14 protein-coding genes and 1 pseudogene are annotated in these 15,019 nt (G+C 73.8%); 1 reads left to right on the forward strand and 14 read right to left on the reverse strand.

Annotation, left to right across the window (positions count from 1 at the left end; translation table 11 throughout):
• Positions 1 to 53: 53 nt before the first annotated feature.
• The 4 genes from STTU_RS12895 to STTU_RS12910 all read right to left on the reverse strand — a co-directional run bounded on the left by STTU_RS12895 (position 54) and on the right by STTU_RS12910 (position 4,565).
• The gene (locus STTU_RS12895) at positions 54 to 1,094 is read right to left on the reverse strand and encodes an iron-siderophore ABC transporter substrate-binding protein (protein ID WP_007823427.1); all 1,041 of its coding nucleotides are present in this window, start codon (positions 1,092 to 1,094) and stop codon (positions 54 to 56) included.
• Positions 1,095 to 1,223: 129 nt separating this feature from the next.
• Positions 1,224 to 2,063, reverse strand: coding sequence for an ABC transporter ATP-binding protein (locus STTU_RS12900; RefSeq protein WP_007823429.1), 840 nt, complete (start codon positions 2,061 to 2,063; stop codon positions 1,224 to 1,226).
• Between the two features lie 94 nt (positions 2,064 to 2,157).
• Entirely contained in the window at positions 2,158 to 3,162 is a 1,005-nt protein-coding gene (locus tag STTU_RS12905; protein WP_007823432.1) for a FecCD family ABC transporter permease, read from the reverse strand.
• A gap of 200 nt (positions 3,163 to 3,362) precedes the next feature.
• Positions 3,363 to 4,565, reverse strand: a complete 1,203-nt coding sequence (locus STTU_RS12910; RefSeq protein ID WP_007823434.1) for a FecCD family ABC transporter permease — start codon at positions 4,563 to 4,565, stop codon at positions 3,363 to 3,365.
• A 178-nt stretch (positions 4,566 to 4,743) separates the two neighbouring features.
• Here STTU_RS12910 and STTU_RS12915 point away from each other — a divergent pair, with 178 nt between their 5' ends.
• On the forward strand, positions 4,744 to 5,772 hold the full coding sequence (locus STTU_RS12915; RefSeq protein WP_420713552.1) for a L,D-transpeptidase family protein: 1,029 nt from the start codon (positions 4,744 to 4,746) through the stop codon (positions 5,770 to 5,772).
• Positions 5,773 to 5,915: 143 nt separating this feature from the next.
• Here the strand turns inward: STTU_RS12915 and STTU_RS12920 are convergent, their stop codons facing one another.
• From STTU_RS12920 to STTU_RS12965, 10 genes and pseudogenes are all read right to left on the reverse strand, one after another.
• The gene (locus STTU_RS12920; protein WP_007823438.1) at positions 5,916 to 7,736 is read right to left on the reverse strand and encodes a CocE/NonD family hydrolase; all 1,821 of its coding nucleotides are present in this window, start codon (positions 7,734 to 7,736) and stop codon (positions 5,916 to 5,918) included.
• 244 nt (positions 7,737 to 7,980) lie between these two features.
• Entirely contained in the window at positions 7,981 to 8,445 is a 465-nt protein-coding gene (locus STTU_RS12925; RefSeq protein WP_007823440.1) for a TadE/TadG family type IV pilus assembly protein, read from the reverse strand.
• A gap of 2 nt (positions 8,446 to 8,447) precedes the next feature.
• Complete coding sequence (locus STTU_RS12930) at positions 8,448 to 8,876, reverse strand: TadE family protein (RefSeq protein ID WP_009067961.1); 429 nt, start codon at positions 8,874 to 8,876, stop codon at positions 8,448 to 8,450.
• Positions 8,873 to 9,316, reverse strand: a complete 444-nt coding sequence (locus STTU_RS12935) for a TadE family protein (protein ID WP_052862499.1) — start codon at positions 9,314 to 9,316, stop codon at positions 8,873 to 8,875. The genes STTU_RS12930 and STTU_RS12935 overlap by 4 nt, the downstream gene beginning before the upstream one ends.
• Positions 9,317 to 9,417: 101 nt before the next feature.
• Positions 9,418 to 9,702 carry a hypothetical protein gene (locus STTU_RS12940; RefSeq protein WP_007823446.1) on the reverse strand — a complete coding sequence of 95 codons (285 nt, stop codon included), beginning with the start codon at positions 9,700 to 9,702 and terminating at the stop codon, positions 9,418 to 9,420.
• 101 nt (positions 9,703 to 9,803) lie between these two features.
• A complete protein-coding gene (locus STTU_RS12945) occupies positions 9,804 to 10,742 on the reverse strand; it encodes a type II secretion system F family protein (RefSeq protein ID WP_043255041.1) in 939 nt (312 codons plus the stop codon).
• Positions 10,739 to 11,794 (reverse strand): type II secretion system F family protein, encoded by a 1,056-nt coding sequence (locus STTU_RS12950; RefSeq protein ID WP_043255043.1) that lies wholly within the window; start codon positions 11,792 to 11,794, stop codon positions 10,739 to 10,741. Before STTU_RS12950 ends, STTU_RS12945 begins: the two co-directional genes overlap by 4 nt.
• Positions 11,791 to 13,092 (reverse strand): CpaF family protein, encoded by a 1,302-nt coding sequence (locus STTU_RS12955; RefSeq protein WP_010291620.1) that lies wholly within the window; start codon positions 13,090 to 13,092, stop codon positions 11,791 to 11,793. Before STTU_RS12955 ends, STTU_RS12950 begins: the two co-directional genes overlap by 4 nt.
• A 245-nt stretch (positions 13,093 to 13,337) precedes the next feature.
• Positions 13,338 to 14,168, reverse strand: a pseudogene (locus STTU_RS12960) (hypothetical protein); the annotation flags it as partial.
• A 25-nt stretch (positions 14,169 to 14,193) separates the two neighbouring features.
• On the reverse strand, positions 14,194 to 14,925 hold the full coding sequence (locus tag STTU_RS12965) for a hypothetical protein (RefSeq protein WP_007823462.1): 732 nt from the start codon (positions 14,923 to 14,925) through the stop codon (positions 14,194 to 14,196).
• Positions 14,926 to 15,019 lie beyond the last annotated feature (94 nt).

Raw genomic sequence — 15,019 nt, forward strand, 5'->3', positions numbered from 1 at the left:
CCCCCGGGCATCATGCCGGGGACGGGCCCAACTGTCCTGCCGCGACGCGGGCCTTACTTGAGCGCCTTCGCGAACTGCGGGACCACGTGGTCGATCGCGTACTGGATCGAGAGGACCGAGCCCGTCGCGAACGCCTTGCTGGAGGTCTCGTCGAGGATCAGCGAGTGGCCCGCCTTGACCGAGGGAACCGCCTTGTACAGCGGGTCGTTGGTGATCTTCGAGTCGGGGACGCCGATGCCCGCCATGACGGTCAGGTCGGAGTCGAGGAGGTCCAGGTTCTCCTTCGAGACGCGGATGGAGAAGGAGTCCCCCTTCTTCGCCTCGACCTTCGGGTTGTTCTTGAAGCCGAGGTTCGTCGCGAAGTCCACGCGGCCGTCACCGTTGATGTAGGCCCCGTAGCCCTCCGAGGAGAGCGCGCCGACCGTGATGGTCTTTCCCTTGAACTCCGGGTGCTCCTTCGCGGCGGCGGCGAACTTGGCGTTCGTGTCGGAGATCAGCTTCTGGCCCTTCTCCGGCACGCCGAGCGCCTGGGAGACCATGAGCGTCTGCTGCTTCCACGACGTGAGGTAGGCGTCGCCGCCCTTGGGCACGTCCACCGTGGGGGCGATCTTGCTGAGCGTCTCGTAACGCGTCTTGTCGCCGCTGGACTTGGTGTCGAGGATCAGGTCCGGCTTGAGGGCCGCGATCTTCTCGTACTCCGGCTCCAGGGTGCCGATCAGCTCGGGCTTCTTGTCATACATGCCCTTGGCCCACGGGCCCACGCCGTCGCCGCCGAACGGCAGCCAGTCGCTCGCGCCGACGGGCTGCGCGCCGAGCGCGAGCGCGGCCTCGGCGTCGCCCCAGCCCAGCGCCACGACGCGCTTCGGCTTCTTGTCGATCGTGATGGTGCCGTACTTCGTCGCGACCTTCGCGGGGAACGCGCCGCTCGACGCCGCCGAGTCCTTCGCCCCGGAACCGGAGTCCTTGTCGCCGTCGTCGTCGGAACCGCACGCGGTGGCGGTGACGAGGAGGGTGGCGACACCGGCGGAGAGCAGCGCGACCGTGCGGGTGCGACGGCGACGCCGGGAGAGGACGGGGGAAGCGGAAGCGTTCATACCCATGAGGTTAGCCTGCCCTTACCGGACTCATGTACGGAGGGGGGACATCCGGCCGTCGTGTGCGTCACACCGGCTCGGGGCGCCTGGCGGCTCAAGACCACCGGCTCAGGCCCCAGGCCCACCGGCTCAGGACCGCCCGCCCACGTGGTGCCGTCCGAGCGGCACCACCATCGGCGTCCCCGAGGCCGGGTCCGGGATCACGGAGCACCGCATCCCGAACGTCTCCGTCACCAGCTCCTCCGTCACCACGTCCGCCGGAGCCCCCTCCGCGACGATCCGCCCGTCCGCCATCACGACGAGGTGGTCGGCGTACCGGCAGGCGAGGTTCAGCTCGTGCAGGACGGCGACCATCGTGACGCCGCGCTCGCGGTTGAGGTCGGTGAGCAGGTCGAGGACGTCGAGCTGGTGGCTCAGGTCCAGGTACGTCGTCGGCTCGTCGAGGAGCAGCAGTTCGGTGCGCTGCGCGAGCGCCATCGCGATCCACACGCGCTGCCGCTGCCCGCCGGACAGCTCGTCGACGGGCCGGTCCGCGAGGTCGAGGACGTCCGTCGAGAGCAGCGCCTCGGCGACGGCGGTGTCGTCCTCGTCGGTCCAGCGCCGGAAGAAGCCCTGGTGCGGGTAACGGCCGCGCCCGACGAGGTCGGCGACGCTGATGCCCTCGGGCGCGACGGGCGACTGCGGCAGGATGCCGAGCACCGAGGCGACCTCCCGCGTCGGCATCTCCTGCACCGACCTGCCGTCGAGCAGCACCGCCCCGGAGAGCGGCGGGAGCAGCCGGGCCATGGCCCGCAGGAGCGTCGACTTGCCGCAGGCGTTCGGCCCCACGATGACCGTGAAACCACCGGTCGGGACGGACACGCTGAGCCCCGGCACGATCTCGCGGCCGTCGTAGCCGAGGCGCACGTCGCGCGTTTCGAGGCGGGACGGCGCGGCTTCGCTCGTCGTCAGCGCTGCTTCGCTCTTCACGGGCGCGGCTCCTTCGGGGGCAGGGACGGTCGTGCGGTGACGGGTACGGGGACGGACGCGCCCGGCCCCGTACGGGCTCGGCGGCGGTACGTGCTCACCCGCCCCTCCCCACCCGGTTCGCCCGCGCGAGCAGCCACAGCAGGTACGGCGCGCCCACGAGGCTCGTCACGACCCCGACGGGGAACTGGATGCCCGGGATCGCGTGCTGCGCCGCGAAGTCGGCGAGCAGCACGAGGAGCGCCCCGGTCAGCGCCGCGTGCGGCAGGACCGCGCCGCGCCCCGGCAGGAGCATCCGCGCGACGGGCGCCGCGACGAAGGCGACGAAGGCGACGGGTCCGGCGGCGGCCGTCGCCGCGCCCGCGAGGACGGTCCCGCAGGCGAGGAGCGCGAGCCGCTGACGGCCCACGCGCGAGCCGAGCCCGGCGGCCGTGTCGTCGCCGAGCGAGAGCGCGGGCAGCGCACGCGCGGCGGCGAGCGTCAGCGGGACGAGCACGACGAGGAGCCACAGGAGCGGCCAGAACTGCGTCCAGGAGCGCCCGTTGAGGCTCCCGGTCATCCACAGGAACGCCTCCTGCGCCTCGTCCACGTCGGCCGTGGTCAGGAGGTACGACAGGACGCTGAGCAGCCCCGTGCCCACCCCGATGCCGATGAGCACGAAGCGTGCCCCGACGACGCCGCCGCGCCACGACAGCGTGTAGATGAGCGTGCCCGCCGCGAGCGCGCCGAAGAGCGCCGCGCCGGAGAGCGCGAGGCCGCTGAAGGAGAGGACGAGGGAGCCGAGCACGGCGGCGGCCGAGGCGCCGGAGCTGATGCCGATGACGTCGGGGCTGGCCAGGGGGTTGCGCAGGACGGTCTGGAAGACGCCGCCCGCCATGCCGAAGGCGGCGCCGACGAGGAGCGCGAGGAGCGCGCGCGGCAGGCGCAGCTCGATGACGACGAAGTGCGCGCCCGCGTCGCCGCCACCGAAGAGCGCGCCGAGCACGTCGTCGAGCGGGAGGACGTAGTCCCCGACGCACAGCGAGAGGCACAGGAGCGCGAAGACGAGCACGGCGAGCACGCCGCCGGTCCACAGCGCGCGCACGCGGCCCCGCCGCCGCACCCCGGAGACGGCCCGGCGGGCCTCGGCGAGGAGGGCGGGGTCGGTGCGTACGGGGGCGGCGGCTGCCGTACGCGCGGGAGCGGCGCCCTCCGCGCGCCCGACGCCATGGCCCGCGTTCTCCGCACGCCCGGCGCCCCGGCCCGCGCCCTCCGCGCGCCCGGCGTCCTGTCCGTCCCGTACCGGCTCGGCAGCGGGCTTCCTCACAGCTCCACCAGCTTCCTGCGCCGGACCAGGATGATGAACGGCACGCAGCCGATCGCCGCCGTGATGACCCCGACCTGCACCTCGCCGGGGCGCGCGACGAGCCGCCCGACGATGTCCGCGAGGAGCAGGAGGACGGGGGCGAGAACGGCGGAGTACGGGAGAATCCAGCGGTAGTCGGGGCCCGTGATGAGGCGGGCGGCGTGCGGCACGGCGAGGCCGACGAAGGCGATGGGCCCGACGATCGCGGTCGCGGCGCCGCACAGGATGACGACGACGAGCGCGGACCCGGCGCGCGTGCGGCCGACCTTCTGGCCGAGACCGCGTGCGAGGTCGTCGCCGAGCGAGAGCGCGTTGAGCGCGGGCCCGAGCGCGAGCGCGAGGACGGCGCCCACCGCGATGAACGGCAGCGCCTGCCACAGGTCCGAGCCGTCGCGCCCGGTGAGCGAGCCGACCTGCCAGAAGCGGTACTGGTCGTAGCTGTCGCGGTCCTTGAGGAGGATCGCGCTGGTCAGGGCGACGAGGACGGCTTGCGTCGCGGTCCCGGCGAGGGCGAGTTTGACGGGCGTCGCGCCCTCGCGGCCGAGCGAGCCGATCCCGTACACGAGCAGCGCCGCGAGGAGCGCGCCGAGGAAACCGAACCAGATGTACTGCGAGGGCGAGGCGAGGCCGAGGAGGCTGATCGCGGCGACGACGGCGACGGAGGAGCCCGCGTTGATGCCGAGGAGTCCCGGGTCGGCGATCGGGTTGCGCGCGACGCCCTGCATGACGCAGCCCGCGAGCCCGAGCGCGATCCCGGCGAGGACACCGGCGGCGGTCCGGGGGATGCGGACCTCGTGGACCACGAGCTGGCCCTTGTCGCTCAGGTCGGCGTCGAAGAGCGCGTGGAAGACGTCGCCCCCGGAGACGTCGTGCCCGGAGCCGATGAAGAGGCTCGCGAGGACGGCCGCGGCCAGGACGAGGAAGCAGAGGAGCAGGCCGAGCGCGAGAGCCGAACGGGCGCGCGCGGGGCGGATGCGGGCCTTCGCCTCGGCGGGGGTCTCGGCCGGGGGGAAGTCGCCGGGGTCCTCGGCGAGCGCGGCGGTCGTCGTGCCGCTCGCGGCGCGGGCCGCCTGGATGCTCGCGGCCTTCGCCCGCAGCCGCCGTGCGTACGCGGACTCGGTGGGCCGCTCCGGGTGATCCCCCCGGGGGCCGCCGCTCACGGCTCGTGCCTCACTGCGCTGATCCCTTGCTGTACGAAGTAAGGCAAGGCTAACAGTCGATTCCGGCCAGGTATACGTGCGCAAGGGCCACCCGTACGGCCACACACGAGCGGGTTCCGCTCCCGCATGGACGAGAAAGAAGCGACGTACCGGGACGATGCGGTCAAGACTGAGCACCATGACCGAGCCGCACGCAGCCCAGGGACACCCCTGCCGCCGCCCCCGCCACCTCCTCCCTCTCGCCGCCGCCCTCGCGAGCACGATGGTGGTGGGGGTCGCGGGGCTGACGCTGGGCGGGGCGGAGGGGATACCGGGGACGGGGGGCGGCGCGGGGGCGGGGGCGCGGGGGACCGTGGGGGCGCGGGGGGTTGCGGACGTGCGGGCGGCGGGGGACGCGCGGGAGACGGTGGGCGCGCGGGGGACGGTGGGCACGCAGAAGAGGGTGGGCACGCAGGAGACAGTGGGCGCGCGGGGGGCGGCGGGGCCGCAGGGAGTACGGGGCGCGGCGGGGGCGGGCGCGGCGCGCACCGTGTCGCCGGCCGCCTCCTTCGCCGCCGCCCTCGCCGCCGCCTCCCCCGCCGGGTCCTCCGCCGCCGGGGAGGGCGCGGGGCGTGCCGTGCTCCGTGCGGCCGGGCTCGGGCCGAAGACGCTGGCGCGGGTCCCGGCGGACGCGCGGCAGGTCCTCGTGGTGAAGGGCGCGGGCCCGGACGCGAACCGGGGGACGGCCCGCCTGTACACCCGTACCGGGGCCGGGGACTGGGTGCCGGGCAGCGCGCGCCCGACGCGGAACGCGTTGCGCGGCTGGACGGACGACCACCGCTCGGGCGACCTGCGCTCCCCCGCCGGGGTCTACCGCATCGGCGACGCGGGCGGCCTGCTCCCGAACCCGGGCACGCGCCTGCCCTACGACAGGTCCGACGAGTTCGCCGAGGGCGGCACGGGCTTCGCGGGCGAGTCCCTCGACACCGCCTTCGATCACGTCCTGGCGATCGACTACAACCGCGTCGCGGGCGTCTCCCCGCTGGACCGCGCCCGCCCCCTGGGCGAGGAGCGGGGCGGCGGCATCTGGGTCCACGTCGACCACGGGGGCCCGACCCACGGCTGCGTGAGCCTGGCCCGTGCGGACCTGGTGGCGCTGCTGAGGGAACTGCGCCCGGAGTGGCACCCGGTGATCGCGATGGGGGACGGGGAGCGGCTGGCGCGCTGAGAAGGGGCCGCCACCGGGAAGGGCCCGCGGGGAACGGGCCGCCGCCGGAAAGGGGCCCGCGGATAAGGGGCCCGCCGGAAGAAGGGCCCGCCTCCCCCGGTGACAGGGGAGGCGGGCCAGTACGGCGCTTGCCGCGCCTTCGGTCAGGCTCGCGGCAGCGTGAAGCTTCCCTCCCCCGCCGCCAGCGTCACCGTGTACTGCCGCAGATACGTGTCCAGGAACGGCGAGCGCGCTCCGGCCGTGGCGACGTCGCGGGCCGGGTCGTCGAGCGCGAGCGCGAGCCGCGCGTCGTCCACGGCGATCGTCTCGCCGCTCGGCGTGTCCCGCCACGACCCGCTCTGTATCGACCCGACCTCGACCCCGAGCACGTGCCCGGCCTTGAGGGTCCAGTCCGTCGCCTTCAGGTCGACGGACACGCGCCCGCTCTTCACGAGGGACACCTGCTCGTCGAACATGGCGGCCTTGCCGTCCGGGCCGACGTCGTAGAGCTTGAGCATCACGTTGCCCGAGCCCTTCGCCTTGAAGGAGATGTTCGGTGTCCCGGTGATCCGGGTGTCCCGCGCGAGCGGGCGCGACCACGTGAACCAGCTCGACGTGACGGCCCCGGCCTCCTGGATCCTGGCGAGGCCCTTCGCGAGCCCCCGCGGCGCGACGGGGTCGAGCGCGGGAGCGTGCTCCATGTCGAAGTCACCCGATGTGCCGCCCCCTTGGGCGCTCAGCGAGAGCGTGTTCCGCGCCGAGGCGCCGCCGTCGTCCACGTACGCCCCGTCGCCGAGCCGCACGGTGGTGGTACGGGACGTGGTGGGCCAGCCGCGTTCGGCGCGCCACGCGCCGGTCGAGTCCTCGATCGCGAAGGCGGGGTAACTCACCCGGGGGCGCTTGCCCTTGAGGTACTGGTCGTAGAAGGAGAGCGTCTCCGCGTACCAGCCCTCGCGCCCCATCGCGAGGCGCCCGTCGCTCACGCGGTCGCCGCCGCGTACGTGGTCCCACTGCCCGAGCCAGCCGCGCTCGGGGCCGTGGTGGTTGTCCAGGTACTCCTGCATCTCCTCGGGCTTGGTGTTGTTCTCGACGAAGCCCTGGGTGACGAAGAGGGGCGTGTCGCTGCCCTTGGCCTTGGCGGCGAGGTCGCGGGCCTTCCAGTGCGCGGACTTCTGGTCGGCGATCTTGTACCCGTCGGCGTTCCGCGTGAGGCACTCGGGGTGCTGCTGCTCGTACGTGGCGTTGGCGAGGTAGTGCGGATCGTCGTCGGCCAACTGGGGCAGCGTGGCGATGGAGTTGTAGGCGTTCGCGGTACCGGTCACATTGGGCCGGGGGACGCCGTTGGAGTAGATGTACTGGTACAGATCCCACACCGGTTCCTGCGCGACGACGGCCTTGAGGGGCTTCTGGTCGAGGTCGTTGCCGATGAGCCCGGTCACGGCGTCGTAGGACTTCCCGTACATGCCGACCTTGCCGGTGGACCAGGACTGCTTGCCCGCCCAGTCGACGGCGGCCTTGACGTCGGCCTGTTCGCCCGGACCGCCCCAGTCGAGGCAGCCCGTGGAGCCGCCGAAGCCGCGCAGGTCGACCATGACGAAGGCGTACCCCTGCTTGAAGAGGTCGCTGCCCTCGATGAAGTCGTTGAAGCGGGCGGAGGGCCCGGTGTGCGTGAAGCCCTCGTCGTCGGTCTGCCCGGAGTGCCCGAAGTAGGGGCCCACGGAGAGGATGACGGGTACCTTCTGCCCCTTCCTGAGCCCTTCGGGAAGGAGGACGTCGGCGTGGAGCTGGGTGCCCGAGCGGTCGGAGGAGGGGAAGTACTCCTGCGTCCAGGCGGAACCGGCGGGGACGCGGTCGTTCTCGGCGTGGGTGGTGCCGCCGCGCGGGGAGGCGTGGTGTGCGGGCGAGGCGACGGCGGGCCCGGCGAGGGCGAGTCCTGCGACTACGGCGGAGGCGGCTGTCAGTGCGACCGCGGGACGTCTGATCACGTGCAACTCCCTCTGGGGCGTAAAGCGCGGGGGTGGCGCAGGTGCGGCACCGGCCACGCGTCGAACACGCGACCGACGATCAAGCAGCCTAGGAGCGGTACGCCGGAGCCTCAAGAGGGCGTTGTGACAACGGAGTTACGTTCTCGGGCCCCGCATCCGGGGGAGGAATCCCGCTATGCCCGACTGATGACGCCGGCCCTCGCTCCCACCGGCCGGCCGCGCGACACACCCTGCCCGCTCCGGCTCAGCCGACCTTGTTCTCCGCGACCGCCGTGCCCGAGACGTGGATCGAGCCGCCGTAGAAGATGCCCGTGAAGACGGGCCGGTACGTGAGCTGGATGCGCACCTCCACGTGGTCCGCGTCCGCCTCCACGCACCCCGAGGCCGCCGCGTCCGCCCCCGACATGCCGCTCTCCGCCGCGAACGCGGCCACGCGGGCCGGGCAGTTGCCCGCGTTGATCGGCGCCTCGCCCTCGTTGCCGTACAGCGCCTCGCGGTCGATGTCCTGCGCCGCGTACCGCGCGGCCTGCTCGGCGAGGTCGGCGGCGCGCTCGCGCTGCGAGATCGACAGCCCGCCGTCCACGACGAACGCGGCGAGCGAGAGGAAGACGAGCGCGAAGAGGATCACGGCCCCCGCACCGGAACCGCGATCGTCCGTACGGGCCGGAAAACGCTCCCGCACCAGGGACTTGAGCCTGCCGGGCCGCACCGTCACCCCGCCTTCCGTTTGTACGGGTCCAGCGGCGACGTCGCCTTGCCCGTCAGCGTCTTCGGCACGTCCAGCCCCAGCATCGCGAGTCCCCGCACCTGGCAACTCACCTCCACCGAGAAGAAGTCGGCGTCCGCGAAGCCCGCGCTCGTCTTGCGCACCTCGACGGGCCCCGCGCACACGTCGCTCAGGTCCGCCTCCGCCGCCCGCCGCGCCTCCGCCATCGCCGTGCCCGCCTCCCACTGGAGCGAGCCGGAACGCGCCGCGTCGCGCGCCGCGCTGTCCACCGCCCCGCGCCCGTCGACGAGTTGGCCCATCGCGACGAGGACGAGGATGAAGAGGATCATCACGGGCGCGAGGATCACGACCTCGACGGTGGAGATGCCCCGGTCGTCCCCGGCGAGGGCCGTTCTCCCGGCGTCGTGCCTCACTCCTCCCCCTCCCGCACGAACCGCTCCACGGGCCCCACCGACTGCGCGTGCACGGTGAGGCCGAGCCCGGGGAAGACGGACGGCACGCGCGCGGTGATCTCCACGCCGACCGTGTGCGCACGCGGCTGGACGAGCTTCACGTCGGGGCCGAGGACGAGCGTGGGCCCGAGCTGGTCGATGTACGAGTCCGTGACCTCGCGGGCCGCGCCGCGCCACTCGCCAGGGTGCTCGTCGGCGGTCGCCCGCGCCTTGCGTGCCCCGGCCTGCGCCGCCGCCTGCGCGACGTGGTCGGCGAAGAAGTACAGCGCGAACTGCACCGTCGCGAAGATCATGAAGAAGAGGATCGGGGTGAGGACGACGAACTCGATGGCGGTCATACCGGAGTCGCCCCCGCGCCGGCCCGCGCCGGGACCCTCCGGAGCCGCGCCGGAGCCCTCCATGAGCACGCCGGAGCCGGAGGCGTCCCCGCGACACCTCCGCAGCACCCCGTGCCCCCGCCCCACGTCCGCCCCCTCGCCCGTACGTCCCGATCGCCCCGCGTTCAGCAGGTCTTGTCGGCGCTCGCCCCTTCGATGCACTTGCCGACCTTGTCCGCGCCGCCCTTGAGGGCGGCGTTGAGGATCGCCGCGACGACGCCGACGATCGCGACGACGACGGCGGAGATGATGACCCACTCCACCGCCGAGGCGCCCCGGTCGAGTTCGCCGGAGGTGGCGCGGCGGTAGCGGGTCTGGAGGAAGGCCGCCAGGAAGGCGACGGCGGGGTGTGCGGAGCCGACGAGGCGCCGCGTGTAGAAGTTCTCGGTCGGTGCGTCGTGTTCGTTCATGGTGTCCGGGTCCTCTCCGGTCGGTACTGAGGTCGGTCGGTCCGGTGGACTCGCGCGCGTCCGCGCGGGGGACACCCCGCGCCGTACACGCGCGGCGGCGCTCACATCTGGAACACCCGCATCGCGGCGGGGAAGATCAGGAAGACCAGGAAGCCCGCGCAGAGCAGGAGCTGGGCGATGAGCATGGACTGCGACTTCTCGCCCGCGCTGCCCTCGATCTCGGCGAGTTCGCGGTGCCGCATCGTCTCGGCGCGCGAGGCCAGGGATTCCCGCACCTTCGCGCCGTCGTCGGCGACGAGCGCCAACGACGAGGAGAGTTCCTTGAGTTCCTCGATGCCGAGTTCCTCGCCGAGACGGCCGAGCGCGTACCACTGCGTGTGCCCGGTGATGCGGGCGTCCTGGAGGGCGTCGCGGATGCGGCGCGAGGCCCAGCCGTCGCTGACCTCGGCGGCGGCGAGCAGCGCCTCGGGGAGGCCGCGCCCGCCCGCGAGGCTCATCGCGACGAGGTCGAGGTAGGCGCCGATGACGCGGCGCAGGTCGCGGCGCTTGTCCTGGGCGTCGCGGCGGATCTCCAGGTCCGGCAGGAAGAAGAAGAGGATGCCGCACAGCAGCGCGAGCCACACCGGGATGAGGGGGCTGCGCCCGATGCCGAGCACGGCGACGATCGCGAAGACGGCGGGCCCGAAGACGAGCCCGGCGACGCCGAGCAGCACCTTCGTCGCGAGGAACCTCTCCCAGCTCCGGTCGAGTACCGCCAGGTCGGCGCGGAGCGAACGCAGTTCCCAGCCCTGCTGCCGGTAGAAGGCGGCGAGGCGCAGGCCGAGCGAGGCGCGCGCGGTCGCGAACCTGCCGTCGTCCTCCTCGTGCTTGCCGCCCCGGTGCACGGGGGGCTCGTAGGCGCCCCTGGCCCGGAGCGCGTCGACGCGCGCCACGGTCTGGAGCGGGCTGCGGGCCCCGGGCAGCAGGGCCCGTACGAGCACGTACACACCGAGTCCGACGACGGCGCCCGCGACGACGGGCCCGATCCACTGGCTGTTCACCGGCGCACCGTCCCCTCGTGCTCGCCGCCGCGTCGCGGCGCCGTCCTGTTCCCGGCGGCGCGCGGTGCGCTCAAGTCGGGCCGTGCCGCTTGGGTCTGCGTGTCCCGTACGAGGAAGCGCTCGGGGGTCTCGATGGTGGAGAGCTTGCGCAGCCACCAGAAGCCGAGGGCGAAGAGCCCGCAGACCCCGGCGAGGACGACCTGCCCGACGGGCGAGTTGTACGGCGAGACGAAGTCCTTGTTGAAGATGGCGAGTCCGAGGACGAAGAGCACGGAGACGGCCACGACGATCTGCACGCTGCGACGGGTCGCCGCGCGCTGCGCCATGACGCGCTGGCGCATGTCGACCTCCTCGCGCGCGGATTTCGCGAGGGCGCCGAGCACCTGGCGCAGACCGGGGCCGCGCAGGCGGGCGTTGAGGATGAGCGCGGCGACGATGATGTCGGCGGAGGCGTCGTCGATCTCGTCGGCGAGGGACTGGAGCGCGTCGGGGAGCGGGGTGCGGGCGCGGAGCCGGTCGACGAGCGCTTCGAGGTGCGGGCGCAGTGCGGGCGCGGCGGCGCGCGCGGAGGCCGGGATGGCCTGTTCGAGCCCGACGGCGCCCGCGATGGTGTCGCGCAGCGACTCGGTCCAGGTCGCGAGTGCTTCGACGCGGCGCATCTGGGTGCGTTCCTCGCGGGCGCCGCCGAAGAGGCGGTCCCAGGTGAGGACGAGGATGCCGGCGCCGACGCCCGCGATGACCCAGCCGGTCGCGACGAGCACGAGCACGCCGACGAGCACGGCGGCCGAGGCGCGGCGGCTGAGGAGGCGCGCGAGTTCGGCGCCGCGCTTCCTACCGCCGGGGCCGTCCGCCCCGGCGGGCTTGGCGGGCCGCCCGTACAGCGCGACGACGAGCAGCGCGCAGCCGCCGCCCGCGAGCAGCCCGGCCCCGAGCGCGCCGAGGACGCTCGGCGAGAGCAGCCCGCCGAAGTCGCCGAACCCGTCGAGGGGCGAGGCGAGTTGGCTTCCGGAGGCGAGCACGGCGTGGCCCGTCCCGGTGTGGTCGTGGTTCATCCCCAAGCCCCCCGATACCCCTGCGCGACGAGGTCTTCGAGGCAGGAGACGGGTGCGTGCGGGACGACGCGGCCGTCCGGGGCCTCGGTGAAGATCTCGCTGGACAGGACGCGGCCGTCGACACCGTTGACCTCGCGGATGGAGGTGACGAGGCGCTGGAGGCCGCCGCCGAGGTGGTAGGTGTTGCGGCGCTCGATGAAGACGACGAAGTTGATGGCGCCCGCGACGAGCATCTGGCTCGCTTCGACGGGCAGGTGCTCGGCGGCCTGGAGCGCGTACGTGGACACGCGGTTGAAGACCTCGGCGGAGCTGTTGGCGTGGATCGTGGAGAGCGAGCCGTCGTTGCCCTGCGACATCGCGTTGAGCATCGTGACGATCTCGTCGCCGAGCACCTCGCCGACGATGACGCGCGAGGGGTTCATGCGCAGCGAGCGGCGGACGAGTTCCGCCATCGTGATGGCGCCCTGGCCCTCGGAGTTGGGCAGCCGTTCCTCGAACGCGACGACGTTCGGGTGGAGTTCGGGGAAGGCGTCGAGGCCGAGTTCGAGCGCGCGCTCGACGGTGATGAGGCGCTCGGGCGGGGGTATCTCGTTGGCGAGCGCGCGCAGCAGCGTCGTCTTGCCCGCGTTGGTGGCCCCGGCGATCATGATGTTCTTGCGGGCGCGCACGGCGCAGGCGAGGAAGTGGCCGATCTCCGGGGTGAGGGTGCCGTTGCCGACGAGGTCGGACATGAAGACCTTGCCCATGCGGGCGCGGCGGATGGAGAGCGCGGGGCGGCGCGTGACGTCCATGACGGCGGAGAGCCTGGAGCCGTCCGGGAGGCGGAGGTCGAGCTGCGGGTTCGCCGAGTCGAAGGGGCGCGAGGAGAGCCCGGAGTAGGCGCCGAGGACCTGGATCAGCTCGATGAGTTCCTCGTCGTTCTCGGCGACGGGCTCGCCGAGGACCTCATGGCCGTCCGCGTAGCCGATGAAGACCTGGTCGTGCCCGTTGATGTCGATGTTCTCGACCTCGGGGTCGTCCAGGAGCGGCTGGAGCCGCCCGACACCGAAGAGCGCCGCGTGCACGGCGGAGGCGTAGCCCTCCTCGGTCTCGGCGTCGAAGGGGGTGCGGCCCGCGTTGATCTCCCCGCGGGCGTAGTCCTCCAGTATCTGCGCGATGACGGCGCGCGCGTACTGCCGCTCGTCCTCGCCGGACATCGCGGCGACGCCGTCGGCCTGGTCCTGGCGCCGCTGCTCGGCGATCCGGTCCCCGGCCTCCTGCCGGAACCGCTTGACGAGCTGATGATCGACCCCGCTCACCGGGGGGCTCCGGGCGCGGAGCCGGGAGCGCTGCCGCCCGGCGCGGGGGCGGGGTGGCCGCCGGGGGCGGGGTGGCCGCCGGGGGCGGGGTGGCCGCCGGGGGCATGGTGGCCGCCGGGGGCATGGTGGCCGCCCGGCGCGGGCTGCGGACCGGCGGCGTGCGGCTGCCCGGCGGCCTGCGGCGGTACGGGTGCGGGGCCGCCCTGCGCGAACGGGGCGGCGCCCGGGACGGGGGCGACCGGGCCGCCCGCCCCCTGGCCGGGACCGGGCGCGGTGGCCCACAGCGTCCCGTACCGCTGCTGGATGTCCGCGGAGACCTTCCGCGCGGACCGCACGAGGAGCGATTTGTCGAGGCGGCCCCGGCGGCGCCCGGCGAGCTGTTCGGCGCCGGACTCGTCCTCGGCGAGGGTGCCGACGACGCGCGCGCCGGACTGCGTGGCGTGGAGCATCTCGTCGAGCTGGTGCACGAGCTTGCCCGCGCCGCCGGTCTCCGCCACGAGGACGACGCCGATGAGCGGGGTCCCGAGCTGCGCCGCGCCGCGCCGTTCGCCGTGCAGGCGGCGGGCGAGGTGGCTCGCGCGGTCGCGGACGCGGGCGAGGGACTCGGGTGTGGTGCGGGCGAGGAGGAGGACGAGCGCCGCGTGCGGGAGCAGGTCGAGGACGGGGCTGTCGCCGCTGACGCGCCCGCAGTCGGCGATGACGTCGGCGGGGGCGTGCGGCGAGTCCTGGAGCTGGGCGAAGGCGCGGCCGAGGAGCGGCCACGTACCGCTGAGCCCGGCGGCCTGCTCGGCGCCGCCGAGTCCGACGAGGACGTCGAGTCCCCCGGCGAGGGCCTGGGCGTGGTCCCAGAGCTGGTCGGGGGCGAGGCCCCGGCGGGCGGTCGCGGCGATCGACAGCAGGCCGAGGTTCGGGTCGAGCTGACCGCCGTGCGCGGCGGCGCTGCGGTAGACGAGGTCGCCCCCGGCGGGGTCGGTCTCGGCGAGCAGGACGCGGCGCGGCCAGATCGCGGCGAGCGCGACGGCGGCGGTGGTGACCCCGGGGGAGCCCTTGTCCGCCGCGAGTGCGATGAGCGCCATGTCTCGTACCTCCTGGTGAAGCGGCTCAGTCGCGGGAGCGGCCGGGCACGAGAACGACGGCGACCTCGCCCACGGAGGACGCCTGGGCGAGGGCCTGGGCCTCGCTCGCCGGGACGGAGACGGTGAGGGTGCGGTCCCCGGTGGACAGGGCCTCGCCCCCCTTGGAGCTGCCGTCGGCGTCCTTCACGTCGGCCTGGGCGCTGAGCAGGGTGCGGTTCCCGGCCGAGGAGCCGGACTCCCCGGAGGCGGGGGCGCCCGCGTCCTTGCCGACGTGGTAGACGGCGACGGTGTCGCCGGGCTTGAGGCCGCCCGGGTACTGGCCCTCCTGGAGGGCGAGCCCGACGAGCGCCTTGCCCTCGTCCACCACCGACTTGTCCTTGGCGATCAGCATCTCGCCGACGACGAGCGAGCCCTTGGGAAGGGCGGAGCCGAGCTTGTACTTGCTCTTCGCCAGGTCGATCTGGTCCCAGTTCAGGTAGTGGATGGACTCGTCCTTGGCGACGAGGATGTCCGTGGTGTTGTCGCGGGAGAGCGAGCCGCCCGCCGGGATGTCCTTCGTGGTCCGTACGACGGAGACGCGGTCCCCCGCCTGCATCACGAGGAGCGTCGCCGCGAGGGCGCCCGCGAGGATCAGGAGGACGGCGAGCGCGGCGAGCGCGGGCTTGCGCTCCCGGGGAGGGCTCGGCAGCCGTTCGCCTGCGGTGGGCTGCTGGGCGGGCGCGGACGCACGGCTCGACGCCCTCTCCTGGACCTTCACGCGCGTGCTCCCCGTATCCCCGCCGATGACCGGGCACTCCGCCGGTACCGGTACGTTCCGTGACTCGCGGCCCCAACCCCGGCGTGCGCACGTC

It is taken from the genome of Streptomyces sp. Tu6071, assembly GCF_000213055.1.
Classification (GTDB): Bacteria; Actinomycetota; Actinomycetes; order Streptomycetales; family Streptomycetaceae; genus Streptomyces; species Streptomyces evansiae.